The sequence below is a fragment of the Emticicia sp. GW821-FHT11C11 genome, assembly GCF_058808615.1.
The window spans coordinates 1,042,542-1,061,489 of record NZ_JBXARV010000003.1 but is presented as its reverse complement, the minus strand read 5'-3'; the positions used below and the strand labels follow the sequence as shown (position 1 = coordinate 1,061,489).

Below are 18,948 nucleotides of genomic sequence, written 5' to 3'. Positions count from 1 at the left end.
TTTTACCTGATGAATTCCAGTTCTGCTATCTTGAGTTCATCCTTGCTACCATAATTGAATACAGCGGTTGCTGTATAGCTTCCTTTTGCAACCTTAGGTGGGATTTTTTTATTGATGATGCGGGTATCGCCAGGTAATGAATAGACCTCCTGTGTTTCCAATTTGGTCTTTTCTCCTGTTTGCGTATTCATTAGCTCCCATTTTATATTCCCTTCAATCCAGTATTTACCTGTATTGCGAAATACAAGCTCGAAGCCATCTGCAACGCCTGTGCTATCGGTAGTTTCTTTGAAATCCTCTATTTCTATATTTTTTTCTTCTACGCGTGTAAAAGAGTGATATAGTTTCACGCCCATCCGTACAGTTATATTAAATCTGGTTCCGGTAGTCGTTCGTTCTGCCGGAGGATTTAACTGTGTAACAAATATGATGGCCGTGCGGACCGGAATTTTGGTATCTGCTACCGGGGGTACATTGAGTACAATGTTCAGTTCTCTCCTCTCATTGGGGCGGAGTGTGAGAAAAGAACCCGGCAGTACCTGTATCCATTCGGCACAGGTAGTAGACAGTAATCCCGCATCTGTAATAAAGTTATTGCCTAATGAGTCGTACTTCCAATCACTGACAGAAACAGCTATTTCTACCTCTTTGTCGTTGGGATTGGTAAGCGTTATTTTTTGAATGTTGGACCCACCAGGCCCCACTTGATAATAGATTCGTCCGGGGCTTACATTAACCTGTGACCGGCAATTTTCGGGCAAGAAGTACAGGGCGCTGAATAAAACAGCACAAATAAATTTTATATTACTCATAGCAAGTAAAATTAAAAGGACACATAACATGAAGATATGGGTCCTTTTATAATTTTATTATAAACCCTTTACTTATGGAGCCGCAACGGTGTATGTCAAATTGATATCATAGTCACCGGTGTCTTTATCCCCCACATTAAAAACGGTGTATTTCACCTTAAACTTCTTTTGTGTGTTGGTGCTGCCTGAAATAGTGGCACTTGCAGTACTTACGATAGGAACGGCTGTGTTGGCTTCAGCGAAGGTCTGCTCTGAAGAATAGGTTGCTCCGTTAGTAGTAGTACCATCAGATGCAAGGATTTTAATATTAGCAGGTGTAATGGGAGCAGAAGTACCACCTGAAATACTAGTGATTGCCGCAGTAATTTTAAACGATTTATTAGCCGAAACTACCAAGTGGTCCTGAATCTCTAAAGATTTACCAGCAGCAGCGGTATAATCTGCTAATGAGGAGAAGACGATTTCATCGGTACTTGCTGTACTAACTGAAATGTTCCGCAATTCTTCTAATTTAACGTTTAATGTTGTTGATGCGGTGGCGGTGGCTTGTCCAAAGCTACGACCTGCAGAAATTACGCATAGGAATACTACAAAGAAAGAGACTCTCTTTTTCATGATTGATTTTTTTAGGATTAGATATTATACAACGATAAAAATCGAACGATTTTTTTACTTTTAGTTTTTTACTTTTTAGTTTTTAATTTTTACTTTTCAGTGGATGCAGAAGCAGGGGGGTAAACATTGTCTACAAGTAGATCAATAGCAATTTTTTATAGTGTTCGCAGTTTGGACAGTGCAAATATAGAAACAATTTCAGAAAAAACAAATTTTCATTAAAAAAACATGAAAAAATTGTTGCTTTTTAAATTTTTAATACATAAATTTAAGTGATGTGGTGTGTATTGAAACGTCACCATTTTTTGAAGCAACTGTTCGGGGTGCTTTGTTTTTTACGTCATATTGTTTTGTTTTTGTGCAAAAACAAGGACTTTTTTAAGCAGAACACATTCCCCCCTATTCAGTTTTATTTCTTCCGGAGCCATTATTATTCTCGCGTCTAATAAAAACTTAAGTTTCTGACAGTCACCCTTTTTTCGCATCAAAACTGTTACACTATCCGAATCAGCCTCGCCAGATTAATCTCAACTTTACAGGTCACATCGTGCAGATTACGTTTTCCGTGAATGCTCAATACTGTGGATATTCAGGCCTGGAAATTCACAAATAACGTGCTTATATAAACTAATCATAATTCAGTATTTGCTGACGCCGTTCTGAATAGTATATACGGATTGTAGTATAAAAGCATGGTGTTTATCCGGTTTTTGGTATACGAATAGTATCGACAGATATTAATTGAAGAATTAAAACTATCAGATTATTGATAAAATCAGTTAGTGGATTGTCCTGATTGAGTTTTGTTAGAAGAACTATCGCACTGGTGCAACATCTTTGTTTTTTCGTGTGTCTTTTGGTAGCTATTACTACTCGTAATAAATGTTAAAATAACCGGTTTAACATTTTTTAATTGACCGACATACACAAATTGCCTTAATTTTGGGCAATTAATATGTATGATTAACCTTTATGAAAAAGCTATTACTAATCATTTGCACAATTACGTGCAGTTCTCCCCTCTTTGCCCAGATAATACCCAAAAAGCTGGAAGCCCGCCGCACCAGCAAACCGGTGACTATTGACGGCCGCCTGAATGAAGCTGCCTGGAAAGAGGCTTCTCTGCTTGATGATTTCACAGAGTTTCGCCCGGTAACCGGCCGGAAGGAAGAGTACGACGACCGCACCGAGGCTTATCTGATGTATGACGATGAAGGTATTTATTTTGGCGGTACCTGCTTCGAACGCAATATCAGCAACATTTCGAAAGAACTGGTAGGTCGCGACGGCTTCGGCGCTAACGATTACATCGGTATTATTTTTGACACCTATAACGACAAACTTAACGGTTTCGAGTACTTCATTACACCGCTAGGTGAACAATGGGATGCCAAGATGACATCTAACACCAATAGTGATAACGGCGGAGAAGATTTCAGCTGGAATGCCGTATGGCAAAGCGCAGTGGTGATACACGACAAAGGCTGGTCGTTCGAGATATTCCTGCCCTACTCGGCCATCAGATTCAGTAAAGACAAAATTCAGGACTGGGGGTTGAACATAACCAGACGCAGACGTAAAACGGAGCAGCAAAATACCTGGAGCGCCATTGACCCCAACATAAACGGTTTCCTGACACAGGAAGGCTTCTGGACGGGTATCAAGGATATCAAACCTCCGTTGCGGCTGCAGTTCTCACCCTATTTTTCGGTTTATGCCAATCATTTCCCAACGAATGCCTCTGACCAGAAAAACTGGACCAATCAGATATCGGGAGGGCTGGATTTAAAGCTTGGCCTGAGTCAGGCTTTTACACTGGACGCCACGCTGATACCCGATTTCGGACAGGTACAAAGTGATAACCGCGTGCTGAATCTGACACCGTTTGAGGTAAAATTTAACGAAAATCGTTCTTTCTTTACCGAGGGTACTGAGTTATTTAATAAGGGCGGGTTGTTTTATTCGCGACGCATTGGTGGGGCGCCTATCAATATGGGGGCGGCTTACAACGACCTGAAACCCAATGAAAGGGTGCTCAGCAATCCCACAGAATCAAAACTGATTAATGCTTCGAAGATTTCGGGTCGCATGAAAGGTGGACTGGGAATCGGGGTTCTGAACGCCGTCACCCGTCCGCAATATGCCATCATTGAAAACACCGAAACAGGTGAACGAAGAAAAGTAGAAACCGACCCTACTACCAATTATAATATCCTGGTGCTTGACCAGACACTGAAACATAATTCGAGCGTAAGTTTTATCAATACAAGCGTGCTGAGAGCAGGCAATCATTACAATGCCAATGTAAGCTCGGGGCTGTTTAGTTTTTTTGATAAGAAAAATACCTATAATTTATCAGGCAGTGTGGCCATCAGTCACCTGACATATAAAGCGTCCGACCAGAAAAATAACAGTGGATACAATCATTCGCTGAATTTTGCCAAAACCAGCGGCCGGTTTAGTTTCAGCATTAATCAGCAACTGACCGACACGAAATTCACCAGCAATGATCTGGGGTACTTTACCAACAACAATTTCATCAATCATAATCTGTATGTTGGCTACCGGTATACTGAGCCCAAGAAATGGTACAACCGTTTGTTTTATAATTTCAATGCCTCTATCAGTTCCCTGTATGCACCTATTGGCCAGAATGAAACCAAATATCAGCAATCGAACATCAATTTCAATATGAGTGCACAAACCAAGAAACTACACTGGTTTGGGTTTTTCGCTGATTTTTATCCGGAACAAAACGATTTCTACGAGCCTCGGGTATCAGGCATGGTTTTCAAACGAGGAAACAGTATCAGTGGCGGCACATGGATTGAAACCAATTTCGCCAAGAAATACTCGCTTACGGCACAGGTTACCAAGCGAGCTTATCTGGATTTCTACAATCAGAACTCCACCAGTTTCTATTTTTCACACCAGTACCGGTTCAACAGTAAGTTTTCTATCAGACATACGATTGACTACCTTGTGAAACCAACCGACGTTGGGTTCACAAGTTTTCTGAATGATAATCCCGCCCCGTTGTTTGCGCTGCGGAGCGTCAATTCGATAGATCATATTTTATTTCTGAAATACAATTTCACCAATAAAATGGGACTTACTTTCCGTGCGCGTCACTATGCCAGTGTAGTGAAAAACCGGGAATTTTATACCTTAAACAATTATGGCACGCTGACACCCCAAAAGGATGTTAATGATGATTTGAACCGTAACGTGAATTTCTTCAATATAGATATGGTATACACCTGGCAGTTTGCCCCCGGTAGTTTCCTGAATATTGTATGGAAAGAAGCCGCCGTGATGGATTCAAAACTGGCTATGAACAATTATCTGGACAACCTGCAAAATACGCTCCAAACCCAGCAGAACAATAATTTTTCATTGAAAGTGATTTATTTTCTGGATTATTTGCAATTAAAGAATCTGAAACGGAAAGAGTGAATGATGTCGTCTGTTCAGTAAACTTATTTTAACAAACAAATTCGTCGATTAGCCACAATGCATTGTGGCTCTACCAAATCATCAATACACCATTCCTTTCGTAGAGCCGCATTGCAATGCGGCTTCGGTGGCCTATTGGTTCAATAAAATCTTTTTCAGAAACAGAGATAGTTATCCCAATTCGTCAATGAGCCACAATGCATTGTGGCTCTACCAAATTATCAATAGATTGTTCCTCTCGTAGAACCACATTGCGATGCGGCTTCGGTGGCAGATCTGTTCGGTAAAATTATTTCAGGGAATTACAATGATAAAACAAATTCACATATCGAACTCTATTCATTTATAATTTATAAATAGGATATTGATTTTATTCTAATAATTTAATTATTTTTAGGGACAATCAATAATTAAATGAGCAAATTATTTAATAACAAATACAGAATACCAACAGTCCGATTACAATCCTGGAACTACACTAATGAAGGTTTTTATTTTGTGACGATTTGTACCAAGAATAAAGAATACTATTTCGGAAGTATTTATGAATCCATATTAGTGCCAACTGAAATAGGAAAAATTGCTCAGGAAGAATGGTATAAGACCATTGATTTAAGGCCTGATATGAATTTGGAATTAGGTGAGTTTGTAGTAATGCCTAATCATATTCATGGCATCATAATTATTGGCAAAAATGCGTTCAACACATCAAAACTCAATAACGATCATGAAAAATCAAATCGATTCTCTCCACAATCCAAGAACTTGGCTTCAATTATAAGAGGATATAAGATGGCGGTGACTACTTACGCCAGAAAAAACAATATTGAATTTGAATGGCAATCCAGATACCACGAACATATTATCCGGTCTGAAAAAGATTATCTTAAAATCAGCAGTTATATAATTGATAATCCACTTAAATGGGGAGAAGATTCTCTATTTGGAAAACCTCTTCACTAAAACTGATGACATAATAGAAAACAGTGTAGCTATTTGGAAATAATCTAATTCGTCGACACATAATTAATCTCGTAGAGCCGCATTGTCATGCGGCTCAAAGGCCTGTCTGTTCCATAAAACATTTTAGAGAATTATAATAACGATACAAATTCGCAGATAACCTTATTCTACGATGAGCCACAATGCATTGTGGCTCTACTAAATCGTCAATACATGGGCTCATGGTTCGTCTGCTCTGGAAAATCATTTTAGGGAATTATAATATCGATACAAATCCGTAGATAACCTTATTCTACGATGAGCCACAATGCATTGTTATGCTACTAAATCTCAATATATAATTACCCTGGTAGAGCCGCATTGCAATGCGGCTTCGCTGGCCTATCGGTTCAATAAAATCTTTTTCAGAAACAGAGGTAGTTATCCCTATTCGTCGATAAGCCACAATGCATTGTGTCTCTACTAATTTAAATCATTCAGAATACCGCTCATAAAAAACGAGAAGGAGCCGCAATTGTGGCTCCTTCTTAATATATTTTATTTCACTATTCCTACATCCATTCCGGCTTTGTAGAGCTTTTGGGGTGGGTCGGTCTTAATGAATCGTGGCATCTGAAAACCTACCTGAAACCGTAAACCCACTTTCTTTTTTTCTTCCTTGCCGGTATCCGGTTGCTTTAATTTTTCGTCCACATTGGTGATCGAGAGCCTGAATCCGAAACCCAGAAAAGTTGTCATTTCTTCTTTCAGTTCATTATCGCTTTCTTTTTTCTCTTTTTCACTTTTTTCATCATACTGGATCTTCTCCGCAACAAAGAATTTCTTTTTTTGCCCATGCGCATTCACAGAACCTGCCACCACCAGCAAAAACAAAAGAATCAGCTTTTTCATTATAATTATCCGGACTTAGAATATAGGCACCGCCAGATATCCGACGGATACAATTTTAAATTTCTAACAAATTTAAGTTTGTATCGGGCATCTACCAAAAAAAGCAGGTTGTTTTTTGAAACAAGAAATTTAGACCGGTGAATAATGAGAATTTAACTATTATTTTTCTTCAAAAATAGACGGCGAATAAATTCGCCGTCTACTCTAACAATGGTATTTTATTCATTTGAATGTAAGCCGACTTAAGTCGGCTTATCGGAAAAACTATAACCTTTGTTATTTTAGACACCGACTGCGACGGCCGTTTTATTCAGTGCATGCATTACACAGTGTTTTACTGATTTGATAATTATAGCTGCACTTTCCTCCACACAATGGCTTGCTTCCTGTCTTCCACTCTTTTTTCATAGGCGATCAGTACGTTGTTCCCATCTGCTATTATAGTCGGGTAGCTGCAATCGGCCAATGGCTCTGTCAAATAAGAAGTACTTATTCTGGAACCCAGCTTGCGCAAGGCGATAGAATGAAAATAGTCTTCACCTTTTTTTCTTGCCTGGGCATAGGTCAGCACCGGAAGCCCGGCGGTAGTTGTGGTAATCTGTGGTTGTTTTACACCTTCCGACAGTTCAGTGTTGATAATCCTGCCCGTGGCTACCTCACATACCTTAATACCCGCTGCCTTTTCTTTACCCGTAAACCAGGTCATCCATACACCTTTCGGTGTTACGGTAGCCGATGGGCCTGAATGCGGGCAGGCCTCAACCTTCCATTTATCAGGATATACATTGCGGGGCTTAGCGAAGGTGAGTCCGTTATCGGCCGAACTGATGTAGCTCATATCGCGCGAACCATCCTCATACATATCGCGATAGAAAATATGCAGAACTCCCTTTTCATCTGTTAAGGCTTCAATGCGGCAGCATTCACAGGCCTGGTTATCAATAACTTTCTCTTCTCCGAAACCTTTCCCGGGCGAAGTCTTCGCGAATTTCACACTACGGCCTTTGGCTGTCAGTTTTTCATCCAGCCAGATAATGCCGATTTCTCCGTCCGCCAACCGCACCGGACGACTGAACGAATGGCTTTTGGCTGGGTCTCTGTCTGCCTGTACGTACATCGGTGCTGACCAGTTGACGCCATCAGCCGAATATACATACAGCAAATCGGAGCCAAACCTGGAGCTTGGATTATCTTTCTTCAACTCAAAACTCACAATCATGCTGCCGTCTTTTTTAACGCTCAGGCGTGGCATACCTTCCGCATGTGTAGCTGCAGAGTCCACAATCGGTACTTTTACAGGCTTAGTGAAGTCTGCCCCATTGTAAACACTGTAGTAAAACGATACTTTCTTTAGCTCGTCTTTCTCTACCCAGCTCAAAATGATATCACCTTTAGCAGTAGTGGTAAACGAAGGTATGGCACCCGAATGCGCAGGATCCGAAATCTGATTTTCAGTGTCTGCCCTGCTGAAAGAAAACAGCCCGATTAATGCGATATAAATGATGACGTTTTTCATACGATTTAATGTTATGATTTAAATATTTAAGGGACCAGGGAGAATGATTCTAGTTGAATAGGAGGAGAAAATCTGTCATTTTATCGAAAGGTTTTAAATGTAAGTGCTCCTTTTTCCATTCTCCTTTCTCCAATCATTTCGATTCTTTCTCCTTGTTCCGTTTCCCCGTAAAACTATACTGCAGGCCCATTACAAATGTGCGGGGGGCGGCAGGTGTAAAAGTGGTTCGGTCGGTGGGGGTATTGCCGCGTGTTGCGTTGGCGGCATACAAGGCATTGCTTAGGTTCATTACGTTGGTAAATACTTCTATGCCACGCCATTGGTACCCGATTCTGACATTCAGCAGGTCGTAGCCGTCATAACTGATGGTATTTATCTGATTCTGATACCATTTGCTTACATGCTGCCATTCCACAGAACTGCGGAGCCCTTTCAGCCAATGTGGGTAATAGCTTACTTCGGCGTTCCATAGCCAGCGCGGTGCCGATGGCATATCTTTGCCGTTTACATCTTTTACGGCGTCAGATGCCCGCTGACTCAGTATGAACTCTTCAAAGCGATGAATAGAATAAGTGCCCGCTCCGCGGATGAATAACTCCGCAGCAGGTTTATAAGTAATGCCCAGTTCAACACCCTTGTGCAGGGTTTTGCCCGCTGCCTGATAATCAGTGGAGTTGTCAGTCTGGCGGATACTCAACAGTTCATTAAACCCGGTCATCTGATACAACGAGGCATCGACATACACTTTATTTTTGAATAATGAAGCCCAGCCACCTATTTCGGCATTGTTGAAAGTAGCCGGAATCAGGTTATAGTAAAACAAGTCGCCGTTGGCGGCAGGCACGGGTCTTTTACGGAAAATAGCTGTGAGAGCCGACGGTGCGAATCCTTTGGAATAATTGGCATAAAGACCTTTCCCTCTGCCCAGATTATAAGTAAGGCCGATTTTCGGAGTGGTTTTGGTATAGGTTTTTGCTCCGCCAATGCCTTTGCCTGTGACGGCATCCACATCGAGGTTATTCACGTAATCGAACGACAGATTATCATAACGAAGCCCTGCTGATATCCGTAGATTCTTTAGCGGTTCGAAGTCATATTGCAGATAAACGGCTGTATTACGGATGTTGGCATCATAATCGGCAATTTTGATATCCGGTCGTTCCCTGTCGATGGTATATCTCTCTACCGATTTTTTGTCGGGTCTCAGCTGTGCATTCAAATCAATCTGATACGACCAGTAATCGGTCGGTGAGAAATCAAGACTGGTACCGATTATGGCCTTCGAATTAAGAAATCTGAATGGCTGTGTATGCTGCGCCACCAGACCCACGCTTCTGAAATCGCTGGAATTGATTTCACCTCTGGCAGTGGCAGCGCCACTTGTCCACCGGATCCCATAGCTTGGATTCTGCCCCAGTTTATTATCACGGGCAAACAGGGTAACAAACGACTGCCCACCTTTTGCCCAGTCTTTTTCGAGTGTAAGACGGGTACGAACCGAATAGGCTTTCCGGTAAGTGAAATCAGTGGTGCTCACATACTGCCGGCTGTAAAAAGCCACGCTGTCGACACTACCGCTGGTTTGTGAGTTATAATCACTGTATGACAGTGTATAAATCAGGCGGGTTTTAGGAGAGAAATGATATTCCAAACGAGCATATTGTGCATTTTTAGTGTAGTCAGAACTGGTCATCCAGGAATCTTTCTGGTCGGCTACCAGGCCACCCAGATAAATACCAAACTTACCTATTAATGCACCCGCACCATACTGCACCCGACGGAAACCCCATTGGTCTGCCTGCACACCGATTCTTGCAGTGGGTATGGCGGTAGGACGTTGCGTAATAAAATTGACTACACCACCCACTGCCTCGGGACCATAAATAGATGAAACCGGCCCCTTAACTACTTCAATAGAGCTAACGGTAAACTGGTTCATTTCCAGCAAAGCATTGTGGTTGAACACCCCCATCGGGCGGACGGGCAGTCCGTCTTCCATGTATAGGTAATAGCCATTGGTGGTCATGGGCTGGCGGATGGCCATCATGTGCTGTTCATTATTGAGGTTCACCATCATCACTCCCGGTATTTTGTTGATAACCTCATAAATAGCAACCGGTTTGGCTTCCTCTATTTGCTTCGGGCTTAGTTTCGATATTGCTATCGGGGTCTCTGTGCGCAGGCTCGCTTCGCGGTTGCCTGTAACTACTACGGTTTGTAAATCTTCTATCGCTGTTTCAAGGGCTATAGTCAGCTCATGGTCGCCGTTGACAGCAATGGTTTTCGATTGGTATCCTACCATGCTGATGATTAGCTCTTTAGCATCCGTCTTTAAACTGAAACTGCCTGCATTGTCGGTGATTATACCACTTACCGGAGCATTGGAACGGATGGATGCTCCTACGATAGCCTCTTTGGTCTGGGCGTCATACACTTTCCCTCTTATCAGGCGCTGCCCCCATAGGTTTTGTATGGACAAAAAGATTATAATTAATGTGATATATGTTTTCATTACGGTTCTTTTGAATCATTGAGTGATTGAGTGAGTTAGTGATTGAGTGATTTTTGTCTGAACTTTGATTGAACTGATTTTATGATTGTACTGAATTGATAGCCTTTCACCGGATGAAACGGTATGCCGTCGTAGTCTATTTAAACAAAGGAATATTACTGACTATTACCGACTTAAGTCGGTAACTAAAATGTAAATAGACCTTTGTTTAAATAGCCAGCGAATTCATTCGCTGTTATTAAGAAAGAGAATCAGCGCAATCAAAGCTCAAGGGAAATATTCACTAATTCACACCCTGTGGTGGTCTCAATAATGAAAAAAGAATGTCGTATTGATAAGTATTACCGTAGATAAAATTCGAAAGAGCATGGAAGTGACCGTTCGGAAAAAGCGGTTCGAAGTCGAGATTGGTTTCCTGATAAACCTCAACCAATAACTTAAAAACCTGAATTTTAGACTGGTTTTCTTCGCTCTGCTCAGCAGCTTTCAATTTTTTGGCCAGATAGCATTTACCGTCGCAATGCAGTTGCGGGCGATTCTTGTTTACGCAGTAATTCTGTATGATATACTCTTTGTTGAACTCATACTGCAAAAAGATAACAGGTGCCACCATGACCCGCATAAACAGCAGGCCACAAAGCAGGATTGTTCCTATTTGCTTCGTGTGTTTCAACCGAAAATTACTTATATGAATGAAAAGATTACATGCCTGTGCAAACACAACATAACCATGCCGCGATTACACTACGTATTTAAACCGGAAAAAAAGCTTATACCCAGCAAGGTGGATGGAAGATATGCGCCGTAAACGAATCGGCGTAATGATTGGTATACTGATGTGAAGCTGAGGTATTATCAACAACCGCCCACTGAAAATGCATACTTGAGAGTTCTTCGCATATCAGGGTTGGTAATTCATATTTTTCAAGAATATTGTGCTGTGCCTGGGTTTCGCGGTCTTCGGCGGCTTTAATACGCTTGGCCAGATAACACTTACCGTTACAATTGAGCTGAGGCTTTGCTTTGTTGATACAAAGCGTTTTGGCGATGAAATCCTGCCGGAGTTGGTAGTCGATTAGATAATATGCCTGAGTAAAAGGGCGAACCATTACTGAAAAGAGGAGTAATATGGCAATTGCTTTTCTCAAGGATATTACATTTGTGGCAAATATAAAATATAACGATTAGAATCGGGAGATATTTTTTATTTATTGCGTCATTTCATGAATGAACAATTGTTGATGATTACCACTCGTAGAGGCGCATGGCCATGCGCCTCCGTTGATCTATCCATTCAGAAAAGTAAACGCATTCTATCATAAGCCGCAATGCATTGCGGCTCTACAAAAAACCTGTATTCATTGTCAATAAACACCGGAATTTCCCTAAATTGCCACCAATCTATTCATCTGTTATTTAAACAACAAAACATGAGAACGGTACTTCTTGGTATATTCCTATTATTAAACTTCCAGCTTCTTACAGCACAAACCCGCAAAGCCCCGGCTTATCCGTTGATTACTCATGACCCTTATTTTAGTATCTGGTCAACTACCGACGAACTCACGGCTTCTCCAACCAAACACTGGACAGGCGCCAACCATTCGCTGATAGGCGTAATTGAGGTAGACGGCAACCAGTATCGTTTCCTGGGCCAAAAAGGCGATGCTTACGAAACCATCGTTCCGGCAGGAGACGAAGTAAACTACGAAGCGCTTTATACTGAAAAAGACCCGGGGGCTAATTGGACGAGTACATCTTTCAATGATTCTGACTGGAAAAAAGGTGTAGCTCCGTTCGGAGATAATATGAGCATAAGTAAAACCGAATGGAAAACGCGCGATATCTGGACCAGAAGAACTTTTACGCTGAAAGACCGCAACTCTGATGCGCTTTATCTGAAACTCAACCATGATGATGACGTGGAAGTGTATATCAACGGCGAGGCAGTATATAGCGTAAAAGGCTGGACACATAAATACATTTATATCCCACTCAGTGAGGCCGTTAAAAGCAAACTACAAGTAGGCAGCAACCTGTTGGCCGTGCATGTAACCAATAACAGAGGTGGAGCCATGCTGGATGCCGGCATTGTGGAAAGAATAGTTGAGAAACCCAATCCGAAACTTTTTGTTGCCGAGCAGAAAAAGGTCACTATTAATGCCACGCAAACCATTTACGAATTCACTTGCGGAAAGGTTGACCTCACGCTTACGTTTACGTCTCCGCTATTAATCAATGATTTAAATACGCTGGCGCGCCCGGTTTCTTACGTAAGCGCCCGTATGAAAGCCACCGATAATCTGTTGCACAACGTGCGTTTATATCTGGGGGCATCTACCGATATCGCTGTCAATACCCCTGCTCAGCAAGTACAGGCACAGCAGTATACGGCCAACGGCCTGTCTATTCTGAAAGCCGGAACCACTGCTCAGCCAATATTGAAACAAAAAGGCGACGACGTACGGATTGACTGGGGATATATGTATGTAGCTGTTCCGAAATCGGGCAATGCGGTGCAATCAATCACTAAAAGCAATGAGTTAAGCGATGTGTTCAGCCTGACAGCCAATAACAACCTGGGTGGTAAGAATCTGCTGCTAAACACGCTCGTAAACGCGGGCAAGGTGGGTAGCGCAGGCAAGGAACAGGTGTTTCTGATTGGGTATGACGACATCCAGTCTGTTCAGTATTTCCAAACGAATCTGTCGCCGTGGTGGAAACTGGCCAAAGGTGCTACCATTGAAGGCCAATTGCAACAGGCCTGGGTTAATTATCAGGCGGTAATCAGTAAATGTAAGGCACTCAATGCCCGCATTTATAACGATGCCCTGAAAGCCGGAGGAGAACAATATGCACGCTTGTGTGAACTGGCCTATCGCCAGAGCATTGCGGCGCATAAGCTGGTTAAAAGTCCGGCAGGAGAGATACTGTTCCTATCGAAAGAGAATTTCAGTAATGGATCTATTAATACGGTTGACGTAACCTATCCTTCAGCGCCTTTGTTTCTGACTTATAACCCTGATCTGCTGAAAGGCATGCTGAATGGCATTTTCTACTATAGCGAAAGTGGAAAATGGACAAAACCTTTTGCGGCACACGACCTCGGCACGTACCCACTGGCTAATGGACAAACCTACGGCGAAGATATGCCAGTGGAAGAATGTGGTAATATGATTATCCTGACTGCGGCAATCTCCAAAGTTGAAGGTAATGCACTTTATGCTAAAAAACACTGGAAGACCCTTTCAATATGGGCAGATTACCTGAGTAAAGAAGGGTTTGACCCGGCACTACAGTTGTGCACGGATGATTTCGCCGGTCACCTGGCTCGTAACGCTAACTTATCAATGAAAGCCATTGTGGCTCTGGGCGGTTATGTACAAATGGCCGAGCAATTGGGCGAAAAACAAACAGCTGAAAAATACAGAGCCATTACAAAAGAAATGGCTAAAAATTGGATGGTAATGGCTGCCGATGGCGACCACTACTCGTTGACATTCAATGATAAAGGCACCTGGAGCCAGAAGTACAACCTGGTGTGGGATAAACTTCTGAAAATGAACCTGTTCCCGAAAGAGGTTTACACCAAAGAAATAGCCTATTACCTCACCAAACAAAATGCCTATGGCTTGCCGCTGGATAGCCGCAAGACTTACACGAAGTCTGACTGGATAATATGGACATCAGTACTTGCAGATAAAAAACAGGATTTTGATGCGCTTACAGCACCTTTGTATACCTACGCGACACAAACTCAAAGTAGAGTACCAATCAGCGACTGGCACGAAACTACCACCGGAAAGATGGTGGGTTTTCAGGCAAGAAGTGTAGTAGGTGGGTATTTTATGAAAGTATTGGAAAATAAATTGAAAGGTAAATAAATAATGAATGCGGAAGACAGGGCATTGCCTTGTCTTCCGCGTTTTATGCTATCCGCAAATTTGTGGTGTGCAATGTAACTGTAATTTTAACACAATTGATACGCGTCTATCGTTCAATTTTGCCTATTTTCGCGTAAATTCTATTATACTGTTCAGCTCATGAAATATCTTACATTTGGTAACGGCGATTTGATGCCAGCTTTGGGTTTAGGTACCTGGAAGTCGGCGAAGGGAGAAATTTATAGAACCATCAGAACCGCACTGGAGATTGGCTACAGGCATTTTGACTGCGCTTTTATTTATGACAACGAAAGTGAAATAGGACAAGCCTTTGCCGATGCATTTAAAAACAATGAGGTAAAACGCGAAGATTTATGGGTTACTACCAAACTTTGGAACAACCGCCATCGCATGGAAGACGTACAACCGGCCATTGAAAAATCGTTAGCACTTCTACAACTGGATTACCTCGATTTATATCTTATCCATTGGCCCGTGGCTTTGGTGCATGCTGTGAATTACCCTCAGAAGGCTGACGAAATGATAAGCCTGAACGACTTGCCATTAACTGAAACCTGGCAGGCCATGATTGATATGAAGGAAAAAGGTCTTAGCCGGCACATAGGTGTATCTAATTTCAGCATTAAGAAAATTAATCAATTGAGAGACGAAACCGGTGTATTGCCCGAAGCATTACAGGTTGAACTACAGCCGTTTCTGCAACAAAAACCATTGCTAGATTTTGCCAGACAAAACAATATAGCGCTCACAGGCTTTTGCCCGCTTGGTTCTGCTGATCGTCCGGCCAGTCGGATATCGCCAAATGAGCCTAAGCTATTCGAAAACGAAACAATACTAGCCATTGCACAGGAAAAAACCTGCACACCTGCGCAGGTAATGCTGGCTTGGGCCGTGAATCGGGGCACTTCGGTAATACCCAAATCGGTTAACGAGCATCGGTTGAGAGAAAATCTGGCGGCGGCAGATATTACGCTTTCAGCCGAACAGATGGATAAAATGAGTGCACTTGACCAGCACTATCGTTACATTAAAGGTGACTTCTGGTGTCTGGAAGGAACCGATTATACAATCGGTAATCTTTGGGATGAGTGACACTTTTTATCATCCGACATGAATTATTAATATATCGTCCCTACAGGACTCAGAAGTAATTGATTTCCAAAATTATCTACAGATATATCGCCCCTACAGGGCTGGAAAGTGTTAACAGCAGGTTATCTAAATCCCTTTAGGGATGGTATATCAGTAGAATTTAATATTCTCAAAAGATTGAAAATCCCGTAGGGATGACATATTTATCCTACACTACCCGTAATCATATCTTGTTTATATCCCCCGCTGATTAATAAATATCTGTGTAAAATAGAGATATCCGTCTCGGCCTCTGGCAATACCCACACCCGTGAGGTTATAATTGCCTTCTATGTTTTTACGATGCCCCGGGCTATCTATCCATTTACTGACTACTTCCTTTGCTGAAAGCTGTCCGTATGCTACGTTTTCGGCGCTGGCATTGGCGTTTTCTATTTGCTTCATGATTCTCTTTGTGCGTTTACTAAAACCATCATGCCCGAAATCGACCCTGCCTCTGGCCATATTCCGGCTATGCTTAAAGGCTTCATCAGTAATAATGGGTACCATTTGTAGGGGTTTCAATCGTTTGGTAGCTCGGTAAGCGTTTACTTCACTATTAACTGCTTGCTGCATACGTTCAAGGTCATTGTCAGAGGTGTTTAGTTGTGCAGGGACCAACGTCCGGCAGCTTATCCAAAGCACACCCGCCAGACAAAAGAATAACATACTTTTCATTTTACCGGTTTTTGTAGCATTAACGCTTTTAACCCGGGCAAATATTGTTTGAAGTATACAGGTTAAGGTCGGTTCAGTTTTTCAATCATCTCACGGGCATTGCCATTGAGTGGGTTCAACTCCAGCGACTTCTTATAATGTTTGATGGCCTGTTCTTTTTTACCTGCATTCATATAGGCTTCTGCCAGACTGTCGAAAGCATTGGCCGACTTAGGGTTTTCTTCCGTATTCAAAGCAAAAAACAGGATGGCATCGGGCAGACGGTTGTTGCGCATCAGGTAATATCCCAGTGAGTTGAACTCATTTTCACTGAAATAGTATCTTTCTGCCGCTTTGGTAGATTTTTCCTTATGATACCATGCAATGGCTTTTTCCATGCCTATGTTGGTGGCCTGCTCCATCAGTTTATTGGCCCATGATGATTTCGGGATTGTGTAGGTTTTATCCTCCAGAATCTGGTTAATGGCCGTGCGGATATCGTCTTTTAAAGAATGCCTTACATTGCTGATATAGATAATCGAATTTTTCTGTTCGGGTTGGCGCTCAATGTAAGCGCGGAATCCCCCAAAACCACCATCATGCTGAATAATCCTTTTGTTGGCTTTTCCAGACAGAAACCAGCCAAAACCATAGCTTTGTGTACCATACACATCGTTGGTTATATCCAGCGAGCCGCCTTCAAATGCTTTTTCCAGAGTAGCTTTCGATACCAGCTTTTCTCCATACAAAGCTTTATCCCATGTGTAAAGGTCATTCACGGTTGATACCACAGATCCCGCTCCCCCAATAAAAGTATCGTAATCATAAGTATCACCGAAAACATAATAGCCAATTGCTCTTTTCCGGCTTCTGAGTAAGGGGCTATTGACATAGGTGTGGTTCATACCCACAGGGCGGAATATGTTTTCTGTAAGGAAATCATTCAGACTTTGGTTGGATACTTTTTGAATGAGCAATCCCAATAAGGTATAACCGGCATTGCAATATTCAAACTTTTCGCCGGGGATAAAGCGAAGGCTTTTTTGTTGCAGCAGAATGTCAAACACATTTTGCTCGGTCATATCCGGATAATCGCCAAACAACGCCAGTCCTGAAGTATGGTGCATTAAATGATTGATGGTAACAGGCTGCATGCACTCCGGTAATTCGGGAAAATAAGTACGTATGGGTTGTTGATAGTTAAGCTTGCCCTGTTCTTGCAGAATCATGATTCCCATGCCTACAAACTGCTTCGTAAGTGAGCCGATATAGCTTGGAGTATTGACAGTGAAAGGTTCTTTGGTGGCGCGGTCGGCATAGCCAAAGCCTTTTTCATAAATAATTCTGTCGTGTTCTGCTACCAGCACCGCTCCGGAAAACTGCCCGTCTTTATAAATAGTTGAGAAAAGTTTATCTATCCGGGTTGATTTGCTCTGGGCAGTAGCAGTAAATAGAAAAGTTATAAGGGCAGTGATAGTAAAGTATAGCTTTTTCATTTTTAAAAGAAACAAATCTACAGGCTTGCGGGTATTGATACTCTTAAAATAAGATAAGTTGTGCAGACATAAACCAATAAAAATCTTTTGTAATAGTCCCTCCGGAAATAGAACCGGAGGGATTGTATTTTCATAATTTTGTATAAGAACTATATTATTTGGCTTTGCGGAGGTAGATGTTGCCGTGCATGTTTTTCATCATAATCTCGCTGCCGCCGCCATTTACTTTGCCCTGAATCCAGTCTTCAATGTTCACTTTATACATACCGTTTTGTGAGGACTTGGTAGATTTAGGAGCTGTTTTGTCTACGTCAATGTCAAAATCACTGTATATCTCACCACGGTCTGACTTCACCTTTACGTTAAATTTCGCAGTGGCAGGAAAAGTAACGTCTACATTGCCGTTGAGTGTTGTAAAGGCCATGGGTGCATCAACAACGCTTTTGAAGTTGGCAAATATCTGTCCGTTTACTGTATTGGCTACTGCAGAGCCTGTAATGTTGCTCAGCACGATACCACCGTTTACGTTGGTTACTTCCAGCTCGCCTGATACATTCTCAATTTTGATTTCACCGTTATTAACTGTGCTTACTTTCAGAGAGAATTGTTGCGGCACTTTGATAGTCAGATTAACAGGTGTGCGGATGCTCTGAGCCGATATTTCTACTTTGTTGTTTTTTTCTTCGGCAGAAATCTCCAATCCTCCGCGCGGGGTGATTCTCTTCATGCCCTGATTGGACTCGTCTACTCTTTCTTTTCTGTTATTGTTGATATTAACATTGGTTTCGGCGTCAATCACTACTTCTTTGCCCGCATAACCGATTACTTTGATAGAGCCGTGCACTAATCCCACCTTTAATGAGCCCGGTTTTGAAGGGTCGGTTAAAGGTACCACCAATTGCTCTTTGATTTCATTCTGTGCTGACACTGTATTGAATGTAATAACCGACATCAGCGCCATGATTGCGAAAATTGCTTTGTAATTTTTCATTTT

Annotated in this window: 14 protein-coding genes; 4 read left to right on the top strand and 10 right to left on the bottom strand. The window is 42.1% G+C overall.

Annotation, left to right across the window (positions count from 1 at the left end; genetic code table 11):
- Nucleotides 1-2 precede the first annotated feature (2 nt).
- Together AC1RRY_RS19775 and AC1RRY_RS19770 are read right to left on the bottom strand one after the other, a co-directional pair.
- On the bottom strand, nt 3-812 hold the full coding sequence (locus tag AC1RRY_RS19775) for a fimbrial biogenesis chaperone (RefSeq protein ID WP_492821354.1): 810 nt from the start codon (nt 810-812) through the stop codon (nt 3-5).
- 72 nt (nt 813-884) lie between these two features.
- The gene (locus AC1RRY_RS19770; RefSeq protein ID WP_492821356.1) at nt 885-1,427 is read right to left on the bottom strand and encodes a hypothetical protein; all 543 of its coding nucleotides are present in this window, start codon (nt 1,425-1,427) and stop codon (nt 885-887) included.
- 972 nt (nt 1,428-2,399) lie between these two features.
- Between AC1RRY_RS19770 and AC1RRY_RS19765 the strand changes: the two genes are divergently transcribed.
- Complete coding sequence (locus tag AC1RRY_RS19765; RefSeq protein WP_492821358.1) at nt 2,400-4,883, top strand: DUF5916 domain-containing protein; 2,484 nt, start codon at nt 2,400-2,402, stop codon at nt 4,881-4,883.
- A 414-nt stretch (nt 4,884-5,297) separates the two neighbouring features.
- Nucleotides 5,298-5,846, top strand: coding sequence for a transposase (locus AC1RRY_RS19760; RefSeq protein WP_492821360.1), 549 nt, complete (start codon nt 5,298-5,300; stop codon nt 5,844-5,846).
- A 537-nt stretch (nt 5,847-6,383) separates the two neighbouring features.
- On the opposite strand, the gene AC1RRY_RS19755 is transcribed toward AC1RRY_RS19760, so the two are convergent.
- The 5 genes from AC1RRY_RS19755 to AC1RRY_RS19735 form a co-directional block, all read right to left on the bottom strand.
- Nucleotides 6,384-6,737 (bottom strand): hypothetical protein, encoded by a 354-nt coding sequence (locus tag AC1RRY_RS19755; RefSeq protein WP_492821362.1) that lies wholly within the window; start codon nt 6,735-6,737, stop codon nt 6,384-6,386.
- A 349-nt stretch (nt 6,738-7,086) separates the two neighbouring features.
- A complete protein-coding gene (locus AC1RRY_RS19750) occupies nt 7,087-8,253 on the bottom strand; it encodes an exo-alpha-sialidase (protein WP_492821364.1) in 1,167 nt (388 codons plus the stop codon).
- 133 nt (nt 8,254-8,386) lie between these two features.
- Nucleotides 8,387-10,765, bottom strand: a complete 2,379-nt coding sequence (locus AC1RRY_RS19745; RefSeq protein WP_492821366.1) for a TonB-dependent receptor — start codon at nt 10,763-10,765, stop codon at nt 8,387-8,389.
- Between the two features lie 283 nt (nt 10,766-11,048).
- Nucleotides 11,049-11,438 carry a hypothetical protein gene (locus AC1RRY_RS19740; protein WP_492821368.1) on the bottom strand — a complete coding sequence of 130 codons (390 nt, stop codon included), beginning with the start codon at nt 11,436-11,438 and terminating at the stop codon, nt 11,049-11,051.
- A 97-nt stretch (nt 11,439-11,535) separates the two neighbouring features.
- Nucleotides 11,536-11,913: a hypothetical protein gene (locus AC1RRY_RS19735; RefSeq protein ID WP_492821370.1), complete on the bottom strand. Its 378-nt coding sequence runs from the start codon at nt 11,911-11,913 to the stop codon at nt 11,536-11,538.
- A 282-nt stretch (nt 11,914-12,195) separates the two neighbouring features.
- Here AC1RRY_RS19735 and AC1RRY_RS19730 point away from each other — a divergent pair, with 282 nt between their 5' ends.
- Both AC1RRY_RS19730 and AC1RRY_RS19725 read left to right on the top strand, forming a co-directional pair.
- On the top strand, nt 12,196-14,649 hold the full coding sequence (locus AC1RRY_RS19730) for a glutaminase family protein (RefSeq protein ID WP_492821372.1): 2,454 nt from the start codon (nt 12,196-12,198) through the stop codon (nt 14,647-14,649).
- A 159-nt stretch (nt 14,650-14,808) separates the two neighbouring features.
- Entirely contained in the window at nt 14,809-15,762 is a 954-nt protein-coding gene (locus tag AC1RRY_RS19725; protein WP_492821374.1) for an aldo/keto reductase, read from the top strand.
- Nucleotides 15,763-15,996: 234 nt separating this feature from the next.
- Here the strand turns inward: AC1RRY_RS19725 and AC1RRY_RS19720 are convergent, their stop codons facing one another.
- From AC1RRY_RS19720 to AC1RRY_RS19710, 3 genes are all read right to left on the bottom strand, one after another.
- Nucleotides 15,997-16,479 (bottom strand): CAP domain-containing protein, encoded by a 483-nt coding sequence (locus AC1RRY_RS19720; RefSeq protein ID WP_492821376.1) that lies wholly within the window; start codon nt 16,477-16,479, stop codon nt 15,997-15,999.
- A gap of 62 nt (nt 16,480-16,541) precedes the next feature.
- Nucleotides 16,542-17,954, bottom strand: a complete 1,413-nt coding sequence (locus AC1RRY_RS19715; protein WP_492821378.1) for a serine hydrolase — start codon at nt 17,952-17,954, stop codon at nt 16,542-16,544.
- Between the two features lie 154 nt (nt 17,955-18,108).
- A complete protein-coding gene (locus AC1RRY_RS19710; protein WP_492821380.1) occupies nt 18,109-18,945 on the bottom strand; it encodes a DUF4097 family beta strand repeat-containing protein in 837 nt (278 codons plus the stop codon).
- Nucleotides 18,946-18,948: the final 3 nt, after the last annotated feature.

Coding starts and splice junctions, on each gene's coding strand:
- AC1RRY_RS19760 (WP_492821360.1), top strand. CDS start 5,298: ATGAGCAAATTATTTAATAACAAATACAGAATACCAACAGTCCGATTA.
- AC1RRY_RS19750 (WP_492821364.1), bottom strand. CDS start 8,253: ATGAAAAACGTCATCATTTATATCGCATTAATCGGGCTGTTTTCTTTC.
- AC1RRY_RS19720 (WP_492821376.1), bottom strand. CDS start 16,479: ATGAAAAGTATGTTATTCTTTTGTCTGGCGGGTGTGCTTTGGATAAGC.
- AC1RRY_RS19745 (WP_492821366.1), bottom strand. CDS start 10,765: ATGAAAACATATATCACATTAATTATAATCTTTTTGTCCATACAAAAC.
- AC1RRY_RS19765 (WP_492821358.1), top strand. CDS start 2,400: ATGAAAAAGCTATTACTAATCATTTGCACAATTACGTGCAGTTCTCCC.
- AC1RRY_RS19755 (WP_492821362.1), bottom strand. CDS start 6,737: ATGAAAAAGCTGATTCTTTTGTTTTTGCTGGTGGTGGCAGGTTCTGTG.
- AC1RRY_RS19715 (WP_492821378.1), bottom strand. CDS start 17,954: ATGAAAAAGCTATACTTTACTATCACTGCCCTTATAACTTTTCTATTT.
- AC1RRY_RS19725 (WP_492821374.1), top strand. CDS start 14,809: ATGAAATATCTTACATTTGGTAACGGCGATTTGATGCCAGCTTTGGGT.
- AC1RRY_RS19710 (WP_492821380.1), bottom strand. CDS start 18,945: ATGAAAAATTACAAAGCAATTTTCGCAATCATGGCGCTGATGTCGGTT.
- AC1RRY_RS19775 (WP_492821354.1), bottom strand. CDS start 812: ATGAGTAATATAAAATTTATTTGTGCTGTTTTATTCAGCGCCCTGTAC.
- AC1RRY_RS19730 (WP_492821372.1), top strand. CDS start 12,196: ATGAGAACGGTACTTCTTGGTATATTCCTATTATTAAACTTCCAGCTT.
- AC1RRY_RS19770 (WP_492821356.1), bottom strand. CDS start 1,427: ATGAAAAAGAGAGTCTCTTTCTTTGTAGTATTCCTATGCGTAATTTCT.